Source organism: Yersinia bercovieri ATCC 43970 (assembly GCF_013282745.1).
Lineage (GTDB): Bacteria > Pseudomonadota > Gammaproteobacteria > Enterobacterales > Enterobacteriaceae > Yersinia > Yersinia bercovieri.
Map to the genome: position 1 here is coordinate 2,147,521 of NZ_CP054044.1, position 15,613 is coordinate 2,163,133.

Genomic DNA, 15,613 nt, shown 5'->3' on the forward strand with positions numbered 1-15,613 from the left:
GTGGAGTCTCCGGTTAGTGGGTAGCGGCGGTTAAGTCGCGGACATCAGCAAAGTGACCACTGACGGCGGCGGCGGCGGCCATCGCCGGGCTAACCAAATGGGTGCGGCCACCACGGCCCTGACGGCCTTCAAAGTTACGGTTGCTGGTGGAGGCGCAGCGCTCACCTGGCTCCAGGCGGTCATTGTTCATCGCCAGACACATTGAGCAGCCGGGTAAGCGCCACTCGAAACCGGCTTCGATAAAGATCTTATCCAGCCCCTCAGCTTCTGCCTGAGCTTTCACCGGGCCGGAGCCAGGAACCACGATAGCCTGTACACCGCTGGCGACTTTACGCCCTTGCGCGACGGCGGCGGCGGCACGTAAATCCTCAATGCGCGAGTTGGTGCAAGAGCCGATAAAGACTTTATCAATCGCCACGTCGGTCAACTTGATGCCAGGGCGCAAATCCATATAAGCCAAGGCTTTTTCTGCCGAGGCGCGCTCAACCGGATCACTGAAGGAGTCCGGTGCCGGAATGATTTGGTTCACCGCAATCACCTGGCCCGGATTGGTGCCCCAGGTGACTTGTGGTGCGATATCCTCTGCCGCTAAGGTGACGATGGTATCGAATTTGGCCTCCGCATCAGATTTCAAGGTGCGCCAGTAAGCCACGCCTTGCTCCCACAGTTCGCCAGTCGGGGCAAACTGACGCCCTTTCAGATAGTTGAAGGTGGTGTCATCCGGTGCCACTAACCCAGCTTTTGCGCCCATTTCGATAGCCATGTTGCACAATGTCATGCGGCCCTCCATGCTCAGCGCTTCAATCGCGCTGCCGCAGAACTCCACCACATGGCCTGTACCGCCCGCGCTGCCGGTTTTGCCGATAATCGCCAACACGATATCTTTGGCGGTGATCCCCGCGCCAACCTCACCATTGACTTCAATTTTCATGGTTTTGGCACGGCCCTGTTTCAGGGTTTGGGTCGCCAGCACATGCTCAACTTCTGAGGTGCCGATCCCAAAGGCCAATGAGCCAAATGCGCCATGGGTGGCGGTATGAGAGTCGCCACACACAATGGTCATGCCCGGTAAGGTCATGCCCTGCTCAGGGCCAATCACATGTACGATGCCCTGAAACGGGTGATTCAGATCATATAAGGAGACGCCGAACTCAGCACAGTTCTTAATCAACTCTTGCATCTGAATGCGCGCCATTTCACCGCTGGCATTGATATCTTTGGTCTGGGTTGAGACGTTGTGGTCCATAGTGGCAAAGGTTTTACCCGGTTGACGTACCGGGCGCCCCATAGCTCGCAGGCCATCAAAAGCTTGCGGTGAGGTCACTTCATGCACTAAGTGGCGATCGATATAGAGCAATGGTGTTTCATTGGGCGCTTCGTGAACGATGTGTGCATCGTACAGTTTTTGATATAAGGTTTTGCTCATGTTAAACCCCCTCCGCCACGAATTTAGCGATGATATCGCCCATTTCGTTGGTGCCAATGGCTTTGCCATCACCGGCTAAATCCGCAGTGCGATAGCCCTGTTCCAATGCCTGATTGATGGCGCGCTCAATGGCATCTGCGGCGTCATCTTTGCCTAAGCTAAAGCGCAACAGCAGGGTTAATGACAAGATCTGGGCGATGGGGTTGGCGATATTTTTACCGGCGATATCCGGTGCCGAACCACCTGCGGGTTCATATAAGCCAAAACCTTGTTCGTTCAAGCTGGCGGATGGCAACATGCCCATTGAGCCGGTGATCATGGCGCACTCGTCAGACAAAATATCGCCAAATAAGTTAGAGCACAGCAACACGTCAAACTGGGATGGGTCCTTGATTAACTGCATGGTGGCGTTATCAATATACATATGGGACAACGCGACATCCGGGTAGTCCGCCGCAATGGTATTGACCACTTCTCGCCACAAAATAGAACTTTGCAACACATTGGCTTTATCAATGGATGTCACTTTGCCACGGCGCTTGCGGGCAGATTCAAAGGCGATGCGGGCAATACGTTCAATTTCGAAGCGGTGATACACTTCGGTATCAAATGCACGTTCATACTGGCCTTGGCCCTCACGGCCTTTTGGTTGACCGAAATAGATACCGCCGGTTAATTCACGCACACACAGAATGTCGAAGCCTCTGGCGGCAATATCACTGCGCAGCGGGCAGAAATCTTCCAATCCCTGATATAAACGCGCAGGGCGCAAGTTACTGAATAATTTAAAGTGTTTGCGCAATGGCAGTAAGGCACCGCGCTCCGGTTGTTCCGCCGGTGGCAAATGTTCCCACTTGGGGCCGCCCACTGAGCCGAATAAAATCGCGTCTGCCTGCTCGCAACCGCTGACGGTTGCTGGTGGCAATGGGCTACCGTGGCGGTCGATGGCCGCACCACCCACATCATAAACGCTGGTTGAAATCTTGATACCAAAGCGCTGGCGCACCGCATCCAACACTTTACTTGCCTGAGCCATTACTTCAGGGCCAATACCGTCTCCGGGTAAAACGGCAATATGATAAGTCTTCGTCATGTTCACACCATTTCCTGATTATTTTGTTGCAAGCGCTGCTTCTCGATCTCTACCTGATGAGCGCGCCAGATGTTATTTAATACGTGTACCAATGCCTTAGCGGATGACTCAACAATGTCAGTTGCCAAACCCACGCCATGGAAGCGGCGGCCTTGGTGATCAACCACGATATCAACCTGACCCAGTGCATCTTTACCCTGACCTTTGGCAGACAACTGATATTTCACCAGCTCGATTGGATAGTCGGTAATACGATTGATGGCCTGATACACCGCATCAACGGGGCCGTTACCGGTGGCGGCTTCGGATTTTATCTCTTCGCCACACACCAATTTCACGGAGGCAGTCGCCATTACACTGGAGCCAGATTGGACGCTGAAATAGTCCAAACGGTAATATTCAGGCTCTTCCTGCTGCTTATTAATGAAGGCTAAGGCTTCCAAATCGTAGTCAAAGACTTGGCCTTTTTTGTCTGCCAGTTTCAGGAAAGCATCGTACAAGGAGTCCAAATTGTAATCTTTATCCTGATAACCCATCTCTTCCATACGGTGTTTCACCGCCGCACGGCCAGAGCGAGAGGTCAGGTTCAACTGCACTTCTTTCAGGCCGATAGATTCAGGGGTCATGATTTCGTAGTTTTCGCGGTTTTTCAGCACACCATCCTGATGAATACCGGAGGAGTGGGCGAAAGCATTGCTGCCGACAATGGCTTTGTTACCAGGAATAGGCATGTTGCATATTTTGCTGACCAACTGGCTGGTACGGTAAATTTCCTGATGATTGATATTGGTATGCACCCCCAACATCTGATGGCGCACCTTAATGGCCATGATCACCTCTTCCAGTGAGCAGTTACCCGCCCGTTCGCCCAAGCCGTTGATGGTGCCCTCAACCTGACGCGCCCCCGCTTGCACTGCGGTGATGGAGTTGGCCACTGACATCCCCAAATCATCGTGGCAATGCACTGAGATAATCGCTTTATCAATGTTAGGTACGCGCTCATACAAGTCGGTGATGATCCCGCCGAACTGATAAGGGGTGGTGTAACCGACGGTATCCGGAATATTGATGGTTGTGGCACCCGCCGTAATTGCGGCTTCAACAATACGACACAAGTTATCTATTGGGGTGCGCCCCGCATCTTCACAGGAGAACTCTACGTCGTCGGTATAGTTGCGGGCACGTTTCACCGAGTGCACCGCCATCGCCAACACATCATCAAATGAGCGCTTTAACTTGGATTCGATATGCAAGGTGGAGGTGGCTAAGAATACGTGGATGCGGAAAGCTTCGGCGATACGCAAGGCTTCGGCCGCGACATCAATATCTTTATCTACGCAACGCGCCAGGGCGCAAACCCGGCTGTTTTTCACTTGCTGCGCGATAGTACGTACTGACTCAAAATCGCCAGGAGAGGAGACCGGGAAGCCGACTTCCATTATATCGACACCCATTCTTTCCAGTGCCAGCGCGATTTGCAGCTTCTCTTTAACACTCAGACTGGCTTGCAACGCTTGTTCACCGTCGCGCAATGTTGTATCAAAAATAATGACCTGTTGGCTCATGGTGGGTATTCCTTGTCGTGTTTACATTTGCGCTTTGCGGGTAAAAAAAAACCCGCGCATTTGCGCGGGCTTGTTAATCTTGATGACTGAATCAGTTCTGATTTCCGTCCACCAACATACCGCGCAAGTGAGATGCGTTTAGTAGTAGGCTTAGTAGGCGGGTTGAGTAGAACATTATTTTTTCAGTTTCTCATTGGTTAATGATATTGCGTTACCTAAATTGATACGTTAATTCTATGGTTATGTCAATATTTGTTTTAAGTAGTCTCTTCAACTGGTTCCGATGGCTTTGAATTCCTTATTTTGGAACAAAAAACCTTATAAGTCATTTTTTAGGATGATTAAGCTGATATTTTCTATTGTGTCTTTTTGTTTGTTTGGCATAACTATAACAATATAGGTTATTGTGCTTTTCAGATTTCTAAAGACATTGCCGCTTGTTTATCAGGGGTTAATCCTTGTTCTGAAGGTTATATTTAGAGTTTATAAGAGTAGCGTAAAATAGTGAGAGTAATTTATTGCTCACTAATAGAGTAAATTCACAGCAAACCTTATTATCTTTCACTTATATGTTTTGTGAATATAAATATTGATTGATTTAATGAATGGGATTATTTATTTGTTTAAAGTGTTATGACTATGGAGTAAAGTCATAATTAAGTTTTATGAAATTCAATCCATGATTAAACATATTCGCGACTATAATTAATAACTAATAAGTTTTCATTGATGAATTTATTATTTGTTAATGGCATAGTTGTCAACCATCCCATTTTGTGATGTGATCATGCTATTGCTTTTATTATTGATGCATATGATAGAGTAGGTTTGTATTTCTAAGATGAATTAGTCTTAAATACTATATGGGATACTTTATGTGGATGGCTTATTCACGTATTTATCTATGGGCATTATCAGCGGAAAATACATGGAGGCAATTCATATCGTTTCATTTATACAAGGATGAGACTCATTTTATCTTATAACGGTAATGATGAGAATATTGGCGTCATTAATAGTAAGAAATCAAAGATATTTTGAGATAGTGATAAATATCAGCGGAGCTCTTTTATTAATCATGCCATCTGCATAAAGCTTAGTGGAGTTAAGCATGTCTGAATACAATTTAATCACCGATAGTCAAGCAACTAAAAAAGAGTGTAGCGAAGTTCACTTAAGAAGTGTCGATCTCAATTTATTAACTGTTTTTGATGCAGTAATGCAAATGCATAATGTAACACGGGCAGCCCAAGCGCTGGGTATGTCCCAGCCCGCAGTGAGTAACGCGGTAGCCCGTTTAAAAGTGATGTTTAATGACGAATTGTTTGTTCGTTATGGCCGTGGTATTCAGCCTACCGCCAGAGCACGCCAGCTTTTTGGGCCAGTAAGGCAGGCGCTGCAACTCGTACAAAATGAGTTGCCGGGTGCCGGTTTTGAAGCGAAAAATAGTGGGCGAGTATTTAATTTATCTATTTGTAGCCCTTTAGATATTAGGCTGACGGCTCAAATAATAGAGCGCGTTAAGCAATTGGCACCCAATGTTCAACTCATTATCAGATCTAATCTTAATGAGAATATTGAGCACCAATTACGTTATCAAGAAACAGAATTTGTTATCGGTTATACTAAGTTTGAACGCCCTGACTTTCACGATATATCATTATTTAATGATGAATCGGTACTGGCTGTGTCTAAAAGTCATCCACGTATTGATAATTCAATTAGCCAAGAGCAACTCATTTCCGAACCACACGCCGTAGTGTCATTAGATAAAGTGGGTTCTTTTAGTGATTTTTATTATGAATCAATAGTCAGTGCCCAGAGCATTGCTTATGAAAGCACGGATATGAATAGCGTGCTTAATATTGTGTCTCAAACTTCCTTTGTAGCCATTGCTCCTCGATGGCTTGTTCAGAAATACAGTGAATCCCTTAATTTAAAACTGCTCTCTTTACCCTGGAGAGAGAATGTCAGTCGGCCATGTTATCTTACATGGCATGAATCTACTGATAGAGATAAAGGCCATCAATGGATGAAGGAATTACTCGGCCAACTTAGTACCCCATTGTAATCATTTCCGTTAAGCCCTGCTGCTGAAATTATATTAAGCTCAGTAGCAGGCAGGGGTAAGATTGAATCGAATATTGCTTTCTTCCCTCTTTTGTCACCCCCTTCAGTAACAGACAACTGTTCTGCTAAATCCCCAGTCGCCAGCCCTAACCGCTCTATTTTTCATCAAAGTCCATTTTAGCTCACATTTCTGCGCTGAATTTTATTTGCCATAACCTCTAGAGCGGGTAGACTGCGCGAAAAAAAAGTGAACACATGTAAGCTGAATGCCAACAGGCGAAAAGTTGCGGTACACTTTAATGAATGATTGATCAGCGAGCGGCGATGTTATGAACCATACACTAGAGCAATACCACCTTGTGCGCCGTTTGCGCCAGCAAATCAGCGGTCGTGCTGATCAGATAGCCTTTCGTGAATGGTCGCCAGAAGGCGAAAAACAGCTAACCTGGCGTCAGGTTGACCAACACGTCACTCAGATCTCTACTGCACTGCTCTCTTTGGATGCAGCAATTCAAGAGCGCATTGGGATTTTTGCTAATAATAGTATGGCTTGGTCGTTAGCGGATTTGGCTATTTTACAATTGCGCGGCGTGAGTGTTCCCTTGTATGCCACCAATACGACGAATCAGGCCGCTTACGTGCTCAATGATGCCGATGTGCGTATTTTATTTGTCGGTGGGCAACCGCAATTTGATGTGGCTATCACGCTAAAGCCAATGTGCCCTCAGTTGACTCAGATTATCGTATTAGATCCTGCTGTCGATTTACGTGGTTGTGAATACGCCCAGCATTTGACTGATTTTGAGCAGCAGCCCGATGCCGTACAGCAGCATCTATTGACTACACGTATAGATAGTTGCGACCTGGATGACTTGTTCACGCTGATCTATACCTCTGGTACTACGGGTGAACCTAAAGGTGTGATGCTGGACTACCGTAATATGGCGGCTCAACTCTACCTACACGATCAGCGCTTAACTCTGACAGTTGATGATGTTTCCCTTAGTTTCCTGCCGTTATCTCACGTGTTTGAGCGGGCCTGGAGCTTCTATGTGATGCATACCGGCGCGCAAAACGTCTATATCAGTGATACGGATTGGGTGCGCCCGGCAATGCAGGCGGTAAAACCTACTGTCATGTGCGCAGTTCCCCGCTTCTACGAAAAAGTGTTCAGTGCCATCAATGATAAAGTCGCGTTGGCAAAATGGCACCGCCGGATGCTGTTTCGTTGGGCTGTCGGCTGTGGCGAACGCAAATTCCAAAATCTGCAATCTGGGCAAACAGCATCACTGCTATCCGGGCTGATGTATAAGCTGGCAGATCGCTTGGTATTGAGTAAGTTACGGGGCTTATTGGGCGGAAAAGTGCGCTTTTTACCGGCGGCGGGTGCGCGGTTGGATGACAATATTATTCTGTTTTTCCAAGCTATCGGCATCAATATTAAGTACGGTTACGGCATGACCGAGACCTGCGCTACAGTCTCTTGCTGGGAAGAGAGAAATTTCTGCTTCGGCTCTATCGGCAAGCCACTGCCGGGGATTGATGTCCGTTTAGGGGTTGAAAATGAGATTCAAGTCCGTGGCCCGATTGTCATGCGCGGCTATTTTAATAAGCCGCAGGAGACCGCAGAATCTTTCACCGAAGATGGCTGGCTCAAAACCGGTGACGCCGGTGCATTGGATGCTAAAGGTAATCTATTCATCACCGAGCGCCTCAAAGATCTGATGAAAACCTCGGGTGGGAAGTACATTGCGCCACAAATGATTGAGGGCACCCTCGGTCAGGACCGTTTTATCGAGCAGATAGCGATTATTGCGGATACGCGTAAGTTTGTGTCGGCGCTGATTGTTCCCTGTTTTGAATCACTGGAAGAGTATGCGCGTTCGATAAATCTGAAGTATCACGATAGGTTAGAGCTATTACGCCATAGCCATATTGTCAGTTTGTTTGAACAACGGCTGAAAGATATGCAAAAAGAGCTGGCGCTGTTCGAGCAGGTTAAGCGCTTTACGCTATTACCGCAGGCATTCACCATGGAAACCGGTGAGCTGACACCTACCATGAAATTGCGGCGTAAAATCATTCTCCAGCGTTATCAGAATGAGATTGACTCCATGTACCGTGATTGATAATCCATCTTCTCACGGCGATAGTGGGCATCTTTAATATTGATGCTGGCTATCGCTGTTTTTACCTGCAACCCCCCTCTTTCTCTACCCATTTCTGTGTAGTGCCTATCATTTTGCTGCATCCAGCATGTAAAAATCATTAGCCTGATTAAGTTCTATAATTACCTGCTAATGCGATGTAAAAACCAAGGTTGCGGCTACTCTGGTAGTGTTTTGTTTTTGTAACTGGAGTAAATCCAGTATGTGACTAACGGAATTGTCTTTAGGGCAGATAATTGCTGTTTGCCTGCCAGAAATTCTGACGTTATGTTAATAAGTTAGTTACCCTAACTATAACAAACTAAGAATAGGAATAAGGGGCGTTGTGCCTTTCCTACAGGAACCCGTGGAAATGACTTCCCGTTATCCGATGAGCAAACTAAGCCTGGAGGCAAAACCCATGGAGATGTTGTCAGGAGCCGAGATGGTTGTCCGATCGTTAATCGATCAGGGCGTTAAGCATGTGTTCGGTTATCCCGGCGGGGCCGTACTTGATATCTACGATGCCCTGCACACGGTCGGAGGCATCGATCACGTGCTGGTGCGCCACGAACAAGGTGCGGTACACATGGCCGATGGTTATGCGCGGGCAACCGGCGAAGTCGGCGTAGTGCTGGTCACTTCCGGCCCCGGCGCGACCAATGCAATTACCGGTATTGCCACGGCCTATATGGATTCCGTGCCAATGGTGGTGCTTTCTGGTCAGGTGCCTAGCTCGTTGATTGGCTACGACGCTTTCCAGGAGTGCGACATGGTGGGGATCTCCCGCCCAGTGGTTAAACATAGCTTCCTGGTTAAACGCACGGAAGATATTCCCACTGTACTGAAAAAGGCATTTTATCTGGCTTCGACAGGCCGCCCAGGTCCAGTAGTTATTGATCTGCCAAAAGATATTGTAGGGCCAGCGGTCAAAATGCCTTACGCCTACCCAGAACAAGTTAGCTTGCGCTCATATAATCCGACAGTGCAGGGCCATCGTGGTCAGATTAAGCGTGCGCTGCAAACCATTCTCGCGGCCAAAAGACCTATTATGTATGTCGGTGGTGGGGCGATAAATTCAGCCTGCCACGAAGAGCTATTGGCGTTTGCTGAGAAGTTGAATCTTCCGGTCACCAGCTCGCTAATGGGGCTGGGTAGCTTCCCTGGCACGCATCGCCAAAGTGTTGGCATGTTGGGGATGCACGGGACGTTTGAGGCCAATATGGCCATGCACAATACAGACCTGATTTTTGCCATTGGCGTGCGCTTTGATGACCGCACCACCAATAATCTGGCTAAATACTGCCCAGATGCCAGTGTGGTACACATTGATATCGATCCGACGTCAATCTCGAAAACTGTCAATGCAGATATTCCGATTGTCGGTGATGCCAAACAAGTTTTGGTACAAATGCTGGAGCTACTGCCTCAGATTGATAGTGCACAAGATTTTGATAGTTTGCGTGACTGGTGGCAATCCATTGAACAGTGGCGCGCGCGCAACTGTCTGGGCTACAACAAAGAGAGCGGCAAGATCAAGCCACAAGCCGTTATTGAAACACTGCACCGTTTGACTAAAGGTGATGCTTACGTCACCTCAGATGTGGGCCAACATCAGATGTTCGCCGCACTTTACTATCCATTTGATAAACCACGCCATTGGATCAATTCAGGTGGCTTAGGCACCATGGGCTTCGGGTTACCGGCGGCCCTTGGGGTTAAACTGGCGCTACCGGATGAAACCGTGGTGTGTGTCACCGGTGATGGCAGTATCCAAATGAATATTCAGGAGTTATCTACTGCACTGCAATATAACCTGCCAGTGCTGGTACTGAACCTGAATAACCGCTATCTCGGCATGGTGAAGCAGTGGCAGGATATGATCTATTCAGGCCGTCATTCACAGTCTTATATGGATTCACTGCCTGATTTCGTCAAATTGGCTGAAGCTTATGGGCACATCGGTATTGCAATCCGCACGCCGGATGAGTTGGAAAGTAAGCTGGCCGATGCCTTGTCACAATTATCCGAGACGAATCGCCTGGTGTTTGTGGATGTGACTGTTGATGAAACGGAACATGTTTACCCGATGCAGATTCGCGGTGGTGGCATGGACGAAATGTGGCTTAGCAAAACGGAGAGGACATAATTATGCGCCGCCGGATTTTATCAGTTCTGCTGGAAAACGAATCAGGTGCTTTATCACGGGTTGTGGGCCTGTTTTCTCAGCGCGGTTATAACATTGAGAGTTTGACTGTTGCGCCGACCGACGATCCAACGCTGTCTCGAATGACCATCCAAACCGTGGGCGATGCCAAGGTTCTGGAGCAGATCGAAAAACAGCTGCATAAGCTGGTGGACGTCTTGCGAGTCAGTGAGTTGGTTTCCGGCTCACATGTTGAGCGCGAAATCATGTTGGTGAAGTTGCAGGCCAGCGGTTACGGGCGTGAAGAAGTGAAGCGTTGCGCTGAAATTTTCCGTGGGCAGATTGTTGATGTGACTGCCACGCTCTATACCGTCCAGCTTGCCGGGACGAGCGATAAACTGGATGCATTCTTAAATGCTGTGCGGGAAGTGGCCGAAATTGTTGAAGTTGCCCGCTCCGGTATTGTCGGTGTCTCCCGTGGCGATAAGATAATGCGTTAACCAAAGTGATTAATACTCATTATCAGGCTCAGCAGAGATGCTGGGCTTTTTTTTTCTTATTATTTAACCAAGGTAGTGTTATATGGCGGTTAAAGCGGTTGCTCAATAGTGAGTTCTGCGGTTAGATCTATATAGCGAAATATCCGTAGTTAAATTATGTCTATATCTCATGGTTTAGCTGTAATGCTACTGTAGATCGACGGATTGAGAAATTCTGAGATACTCCGCTCTGGCAGACATCATGCCTTTCATTACTTTATTGGGTTTATAAGGGGTCAATGTGAAACTGGATGAAATCGCGCGTCTTGCGGGCGTTTCGCGCACAACCGCCAGTTATGTCATTAATGGCAAAGCGAAACAGTACCGGGTCAGCGATAAAACAGTAGATAAAGTTATGGCTGTGGTCAGGGAACATAACTATCACCCAAATGCCGTTGCGGCAGGATTGCGCGCGGGCAGAACCCGTTCGATTGGTCTGGTGATCCCGGATCTGGAGAATACCAGCTACACCCGTATCGCAAACTATTTGGAGCGTCAGGCTCGCCAGCGTGGCTACCAATTGTTGATCGCCTGTTCTGAGGATCAGCCCGATAATGAAATGCGTTGCATTGAGCATCTGTTGCAGCGTCAGGTTGACGCCATTATCGTTTCAACGGCTTTGCCGCCAGAGCACCCTTTCTATCAGCGCTGGGCCAATGACCCGTTGCCGATCATCGCCCTTGATCGAGCCTTGGACCGCGAACATTTCATCAGTGTGGTGGGTGCGGATCAAGAAGATGCATTGATGTTGGCGCAAGAGCTACGGACTTTCCCAGCGGAATCGGTACTGTATCTCGGCGCGTTACCTGAGCTGTCGGTCAGCTTTCTGCGAGAGATGGGTTTTCGTGAAGCGTGGAAGGATGATCCCCGTAAGGTCGATTACCTCTACGCCAACAGCTATGAACGCGAAGCCGCCGGAGTGCTGTTTGCCGAGTGGCTAAAGACCCACCCGATGCCACAGGCGCTGTTTACCACCTCATTCCAGCTGCTACAGGGCGTTATGGATGTCACCTTAAAGCAGAGTGGGCGCTTACCCAGCAATCTGGCGATCGCTACTTTTGGTGATAACGAACTGCTCGATTTCCTAGAATGTCCGGTATTGGCGGTCGCACAGCGCCACCGAGATGTGGCCGAACGTGTATTGGAATTGGTATTAGCCAGCTTAGATGAGCCGCATAAGCCGAAGCCGGGTTTAACGCGCATCCGTCGTAACTTGTTCCGCCGCGGCAGTTTGAGCCGTAAATAGCCTTTTATTATGAATCAGGGTGCCGAATGCGCCCTGATTGTGCTTGCGTAATCCATCCCATTTATACCCAATAGATTTCAAGATGCAGGAAAGCGGCAAGCAAGAGACAAATTTGTCGGGAGCAGATTTGAACGCCGCTTGCCCGCGGCCTCGCAGAGGCGAGGTCCATGGATGGACCGAGTAACGAGCGTAACCAACACACCTGCAACTTGAAAGATGACGGGTATATTAGACGTAGCCTGCAACACGGAACAACCTCCGGCAATACTCCAAAAAGTAGCCATACGCCACACCCATCGCCATAGAAACCAAGGCATTACTGGTGACTGCTGTGGTGATTTGCTCTAAATCAGCCCCTACCGACCACAAAATCAGCGCATAGACCGGTGACTGGAAACTGACGTATGCCAGTAGGTCTGCCAGATTTCTTGCCCAAACATGCTCCCCCACATGACGATATGCGAAGCGGATAAAAGCATCGCGATACACACCATAAGGCCAGGCGATAAGGATATTGACCGGTATTGAGACCAGACGGGAAGAGAGCGACTGTTGGAAGGTCATTCCCGAGATCACTATTTCAATTATCATGCCGATGACAAAACAATACACCACGAGTGCGAAAGTATCGGCTGCGGCACTACGCAGACGGGACCCAGTTGAAAACATTGTCATTAACTCCCTACTTGGGGTAAAAATCTGCTAAAACGCTAATCAATGAGATTAATAGCAGGATTTATGTATTGCTCATCATTTAAATATTAGCTGATTGTGTTGCTATTATGCTTTTGTTGCAGTTTACAGTGCTATTGGTTGTAATATAACCAGCTTAAAATTTTTATTTTTAACATTTGCCTGATTTTTATACTTTCTACTGTGAGGAATAGGGCTTTCGGTGGTTTTTAAAATGGCGGCTATCTATTTTTTGTTTAAAAACAAAATGTTATGATTTCGCTTTGGTGGCGAGGAAAACGAATGCAATCTAAGTCAAATTTAAAAGAATCGATGAGAAAAAAACTATTTTGCGGTATTTCCCTAATTTAAGATTTATCTGTCTGAAGACATTCATATTTCAGCGCTGCCCCAAAATATGTACCAATAATTTATTTCAAAATAGATTAATCCTTGCGGCTTAATTGAAGTAAAATGCAGCGCCGATAACACTTGTTGTTTTCAAGGGTATTATTGTTTTGTCGTGGATTTTGTCACCGATTTCCGCTGTTTTTCCTTAGTGAAGCCAGCAGACGCGGGTTTTCTACTCAGACAGTTGAATTTTAGACCGTACGTTTTTCATACTGAAAATGAGACATTCCTTGCAGAAGGAAATAATGAAACAATTAATCGACAATTAATTATTTATTTAAGTTGCAGGAATTACTGGCGGAAAAATAGCCCGTTAATCATGACGTTAATTTCTATTTCAAGCACTAAAATAGCCCCTTCTACGAGATATATCTCAAAAACGGCCCATAAATATTGTCAAAGCGCCTCGGCTCTGGCTTGACAAGGTTTTCATACCATCCGTAAACTCTTTAATGTGGGGATTTGTGGGGTAAAGTGGCGAATTGGGTCATGAAGGGGTAACTCAGTCATGTTTCGTGGGGCAACGATGGTTAACCTCGACAGCAAAGGGCGGCTCGCCGTACCTACCCGTTATCGGGATTTGCTGAATGAGGAGTCGCAGGGCCAGATGGTCTGTACCATAGACCTTCACCAACCATGCCTGTTGCTTTATCCACTCCCTGAATGGGAAATCATTGAACAAAAATTATCTCGTCTGTCGAGCATGAACCCGGCTGAGCGTCGGGTTCAACGTTTGCTGTTAGGACATGCCAGTGAATGTCAGATGGACGGTGCTGGGCGTTTACTGATTGCAGGAACATTGCGTCAGCACGCCGGGCTGAATAAAGAAGTGATGCTGGTTGGGCAGTTCAACAAGTTTGAGCTGTGGGATGAACAGACCTGGTATCAACAAGTCAAGGATGACATCGACGCAGAACAGTCGACTCAGGAACCACTGTCTGAGCGGCTACAGGACTTATCGCTATAAGCATGGTAGATAACAAAAAAATTGTAGATAACAACTACAAGCACACCAGCGTATTGCTGGATGAAGCCGTAAATGGCCTGAACATCCGCGATAACGGCATCTATATTGACGGAACTTTTGGCCGTGGTGGTCATTCGCGTCTGATTTTGTCCCAACTTGGGCCAGAAGGGCGCTTGATAGCGATCGATCGTGATCCACAAGCAATTGAAGCAGCAAAATCTATTACTGATCCGCGTTTCTCTATCGTACACGGTCCTTTTTCTGAATTGGCGCATTATGTGCGGGAATTGGATTTAGTTGGCCGCATTGACGGTATTTTGCTGGATCTCGGTGTGTCATCCCCGCAATTGGATGATCCTGAACGCGGTTTCTCGTTCATGCGTGACGGGCCGCTGGATATGCGGATGGATCCTACCCGTGGGTTATCTGCCGCCGAATGGTTGATGAAAGCCAGCGCCGATGATATCGCTTGGGTGCTAAAAACCTTTGGTGAAGAGCGCTTCGCCAAGCGTCTGGCCAAGGCCATTGTTGAGCGTAATCTTACGCAGCCGATGACACGCACCAAAGAGCTGGCTGATTTGATTGCTAACGCCAGCCCATTCCGCGAGAAGCATAAACACCCGGCGACCCGCAGTTTCCAGGCTATCCGCATCTATATCAACAGTGAGTTAGAAGAAATTGAGCGCGCACTGGATGGCGCTCATGAAGTGCTGGCAGACGAAGGCCGTTTGTCAGTGATTAGCTTCCACTCCCTTGAAGACCGCATTGTGAAGAACTTTATCCGTCAACGCAGCCGTGGGCCACAGGTTCCGGCGGGATTGCCATTGACGGAAGCGCAGTTACGCAGCATGGGTGGGCGCACGATGAAATCCATTGGCAAGATGATGCCAGCGGATGCTGAAGTGGCTGAAAACCCACGAGCACGTAGCTCAGTATTACGCTTTGCTGAGAGGATTAAAGAGTGATAGGCAACGAACGCCACGGTTTAGTTGGGGTCATCGGCGGGGACTTACTCCGCAATGCGAAAATCCCGTTGATTTTACTGGTCGCGGTGTTGGTGTCTGCCATTTTTGTTGTGACCACCGCCCACCGCACGCGCTTGTTAACCGCTGAGCGTGAGCAGTTGGTGCTGGAGCGGGATGCGCTGGATATCGAGTGGCGCAACCTGATTCTGGAAGAGAACGCATTGGGTGACCACAGCCGTGTTGAAAGTATCGCAACTGACAAGCTGAAGATGCAACATGTTGATCCATCACAAGAAAATATTGTGGTTCAGCAATAGGTTTTTCTAATAATAAAGGAATTAGTCGCCACCATGACTCTACGTTGCC

At 47.9% G+C, this 15,613-nt stretch carries 12 protein-coding genes; 8 read left to right on the forward strand and 4 right to left on the reverse strand.

Annotation, left to right across the window (positions count from 1 at the left end; translation table 11 throughout):
• Positions 1 to 13 precede the first annotated feature (13 nt).
• From leuC to leuA, 3 genes are read right to left on the reverse strand one after another with little or no spacing between them, the layout of a single operon-like run.
• Positions 14 to 1,426: a 3-isopropylmalate dehydratase large subunit gene (gene leuC / locus HRK25_RS09640; protein WP_005275268.1), complete on the reverse strand. Its 1,413-nt coding sequence runs from the start codon at positions 1,424 to 1,426 to the stop codon at positions 14 to 16.
• 1 nt (position 1,427) lies between these two features.
• Positions 1,428 to 2,519: a 3-isopropylmalate dehydrogenase gene (gene leuB / locus HRK25_RS09645; protein ID WP_032898088.1), complete on the reverse strand. Its 1,092-nt coding sequence runs from the start codon at positions 2,517 to 2,519 to the stop codon at positions 1,428 to 1,430.
• A gap of 2 nt (positions 2,520 to 2,521) precedes the next feature.
• A complete protein-coding gene (leuA, locus tag HRK25_RS09650; protein ID WP_005275266.1) occupies positions 2,522 to 4,084 on the reverse strand; it encodes a 2-isopropylmalate synthase in 1,563 nt (520 codons plus the stop codon).
• A 1,111-nt stretch (positions 4,085 to 5,195) separates the two neighbouring features.
• Between leuA and leuO the strand changes: the two genes are divergently transcribed.
• The 5 genes from leuO (at position 5,196) to cra (ending at position 12,232) form a co-directional block, all read left to right on the forward strand.
• Entirely contained in the window at positions 5,196 to 6,155 is a 960-nt protein-coding gene (gene leuO / locus HRK25_RS09660) for a transcriptional regulator LeuO (RefSeq protein WP_005275265.1), read from the forward strand.
• A gap of 328 nt (positions 6,156 to 6,483) precedes the next feature.
• Positions 6,484 to 8,283: an AMP-dependent synthetase/ligase gene (locus tag HRK25_RS09665; RefSeq protein WP_032898086.1), complete on the forward strand. Its 1,800-nt coding sequence runs from the start codon at positions 6,484 to 6,486 to the stop codon at positions 8,281 to 8,283.
• Between the two features lie 439 nt (positions 8,284 to 8,722).
• Positions 8,723 to 10,450, forward strand: coding sequence for an acetolactate synthase 3 large subunit (gene ilvI / locus HRK25_RS09670; protein ID WP_032898090.1), 1,728 nt, complete (start codon positions 8,723 to 8,725; stop codon positions 10,448 to 10,450).
• A gap of 2 nt (positions 10,451 to 10,452) precedes the next feature.
• Complete coding sequence (gene ilvN / locus HRK25_RS09675) at positions 10,453 to 10,947, forward strand: acetolactate synthase small subunit (protein ID WP_004388986.1); 495 nt, start codon at positions 10,453 to 10,455, stop codon at positions 10,945 to 10,947.
• A gap of 280 nt (positions 10,948 to 11,227) precedes the next feature.
• Positions 11,228 to 12,232 carry a catabolite repressor/activator gene (gene cra / locus HRK25_RS09680; protein ID WP_004875570.1) on the forward strand — a complete coding sequence of 335 codons (1,005 nt, stop codon included), beginning with the start codon at positions 11,228 to 11,230 and terminating at the stop codon, positions 12,230 to 12,232.
• A gap of 228 nt (positions 12,233 to 12,460) precedes the next feature.
• Here cra and HRK25_RS09685 read toward each other — a convergent pair whose 3' ends face one another.
• Positions 12,461 to 12,901 carry an L-alanine exporter AlaE gene (locus HRK25_RS09685; protein WP_032898084.1) on the reverse strand — a complete coding sequence of 147 codons (441 nt, stop codon included), beginning with the start codon at positions 12,899 to 12,901 and terminating at the stop codon, positions 12,461 to 12,463.
• 922 nt (positions 12,902 to 13,823) lie between these two features.
• Between HRK25_RS09685 and mraZ the strand changes: the two genes are divergently transcribed.
• The 3 genes from mraZ to ftsL are packed head-to-tail and all read left to right on the forward strand — an operon-like array spanning position 13,824 to position 15,564.
• A complete protein-coding gene (gene mraZ, locus HRK25_RS09690; protein ID WP_004875568.1) occupies positions 13,824 to 14,282 on the forward strand; it encodes a division/cell wall cluster transcriptional repressor MraZ in 459 nt (152 codons plus the stop codon).
• Between the two features lie 2 nt (positions 14,283 to 14,284).
• Positions 14,285 to 15,247, forward strand: coding sequence for a 16S rRNA (cytosine(1402)-N(4))-methyltransferase RsmH (rsmH, locus tag HRK25_RS09695; protein ID WP_005275251.1), 963 nt, complete (start codon positions 14,285 to 14,287; stop codon positions 15,245 to 15,247).
• Positions 15,244 to 15,564: a cell division protein FtsL gene (gene ftsL, locus HRK25_RS09700; RefSeq protein ID WP_032814710.1), complete on the forward strand. Its 321-nt coding sequence runs from the start codon at positions 15,244 to 15,246 to the stop codon at positions 15,562 to 15,564. Before rsmH ends, ftsL begins: the two co-directional genes overlap by 4 nt.
• The last annotated feature ends 49 nt before the right edge of the window (positions 15,565 to 15,613 follow it).

Excerpts from the sequence above, each read along its gene's own strand:
- leuC (WP_005275268.1), bottom strand. The coding sequence starts at position 1,426 with ATGAGCAAAACCTTATATCAAAAACTGTACGATGCACACATCGTTCAC.
- leuB (WP_032898088.1), bottom strand. The coding sequence starts at position 2,519 with ATGACGAAGACTTATCATATTGCCGTTTTACCCGGAGACGGTATTGGC.
- leuA (WP_005275266.1), bottom strand. The coding sequence starts at position 4,084 with ATGAGCCAACAGGTCATTATTTTTGATACAACATTGCGCGACGGTGAA.
- leuO (WP_005275265.1), top strand. The coding sequence starts at position 5,196 with ATGTCTGAATACAATTTAATCACCGATAGTCAAGCAACTAAAAAAGAG.
- HRK25_RS09665 (WP_032898086.1), top strand. The coding sequence starts at position 6,484 with ATGAACCATACACTAGAGCAATACCACCTTGTGCGCCGTTTGCGCCAG.
- ilvI (WP_032898090.1), top strand. The coding sequence starts at position 8,723 with ATGGAGATGTTGTCAGGAGCCGAGATGGTTGTCCGATCGTTAATCGAT.
- ilvN (WP_004388986.1), top strand. The coding sequence starts at position 10,453 with ATGCGCCGCCGGATTTTATCAGTTCTGCTGGAAAACGAATCAGGTGCT.
- HRK25_RS09685 (WP_032898084.1), bottom strand. The coding sequence starts at position 12,901 with ATGTTTTCAACTGGGTCCCGTCTGCGTAGTGCCGCAGCCGATACTTTC.
- mraZ (WP_004875568.1), top strand. The coding sequence starts at position 13,824 with ATGTTTCGTGGGGCAACGATGGTTAACCTCGACAGCAAAGGGCGGCTC.
- rsmH (WP_005275251.1), top strand. The coding sequence starts at position 14,285 with ATGGTAGATAACAAAAAAATTGTAGATAACAACTACAAGCACACCAGC.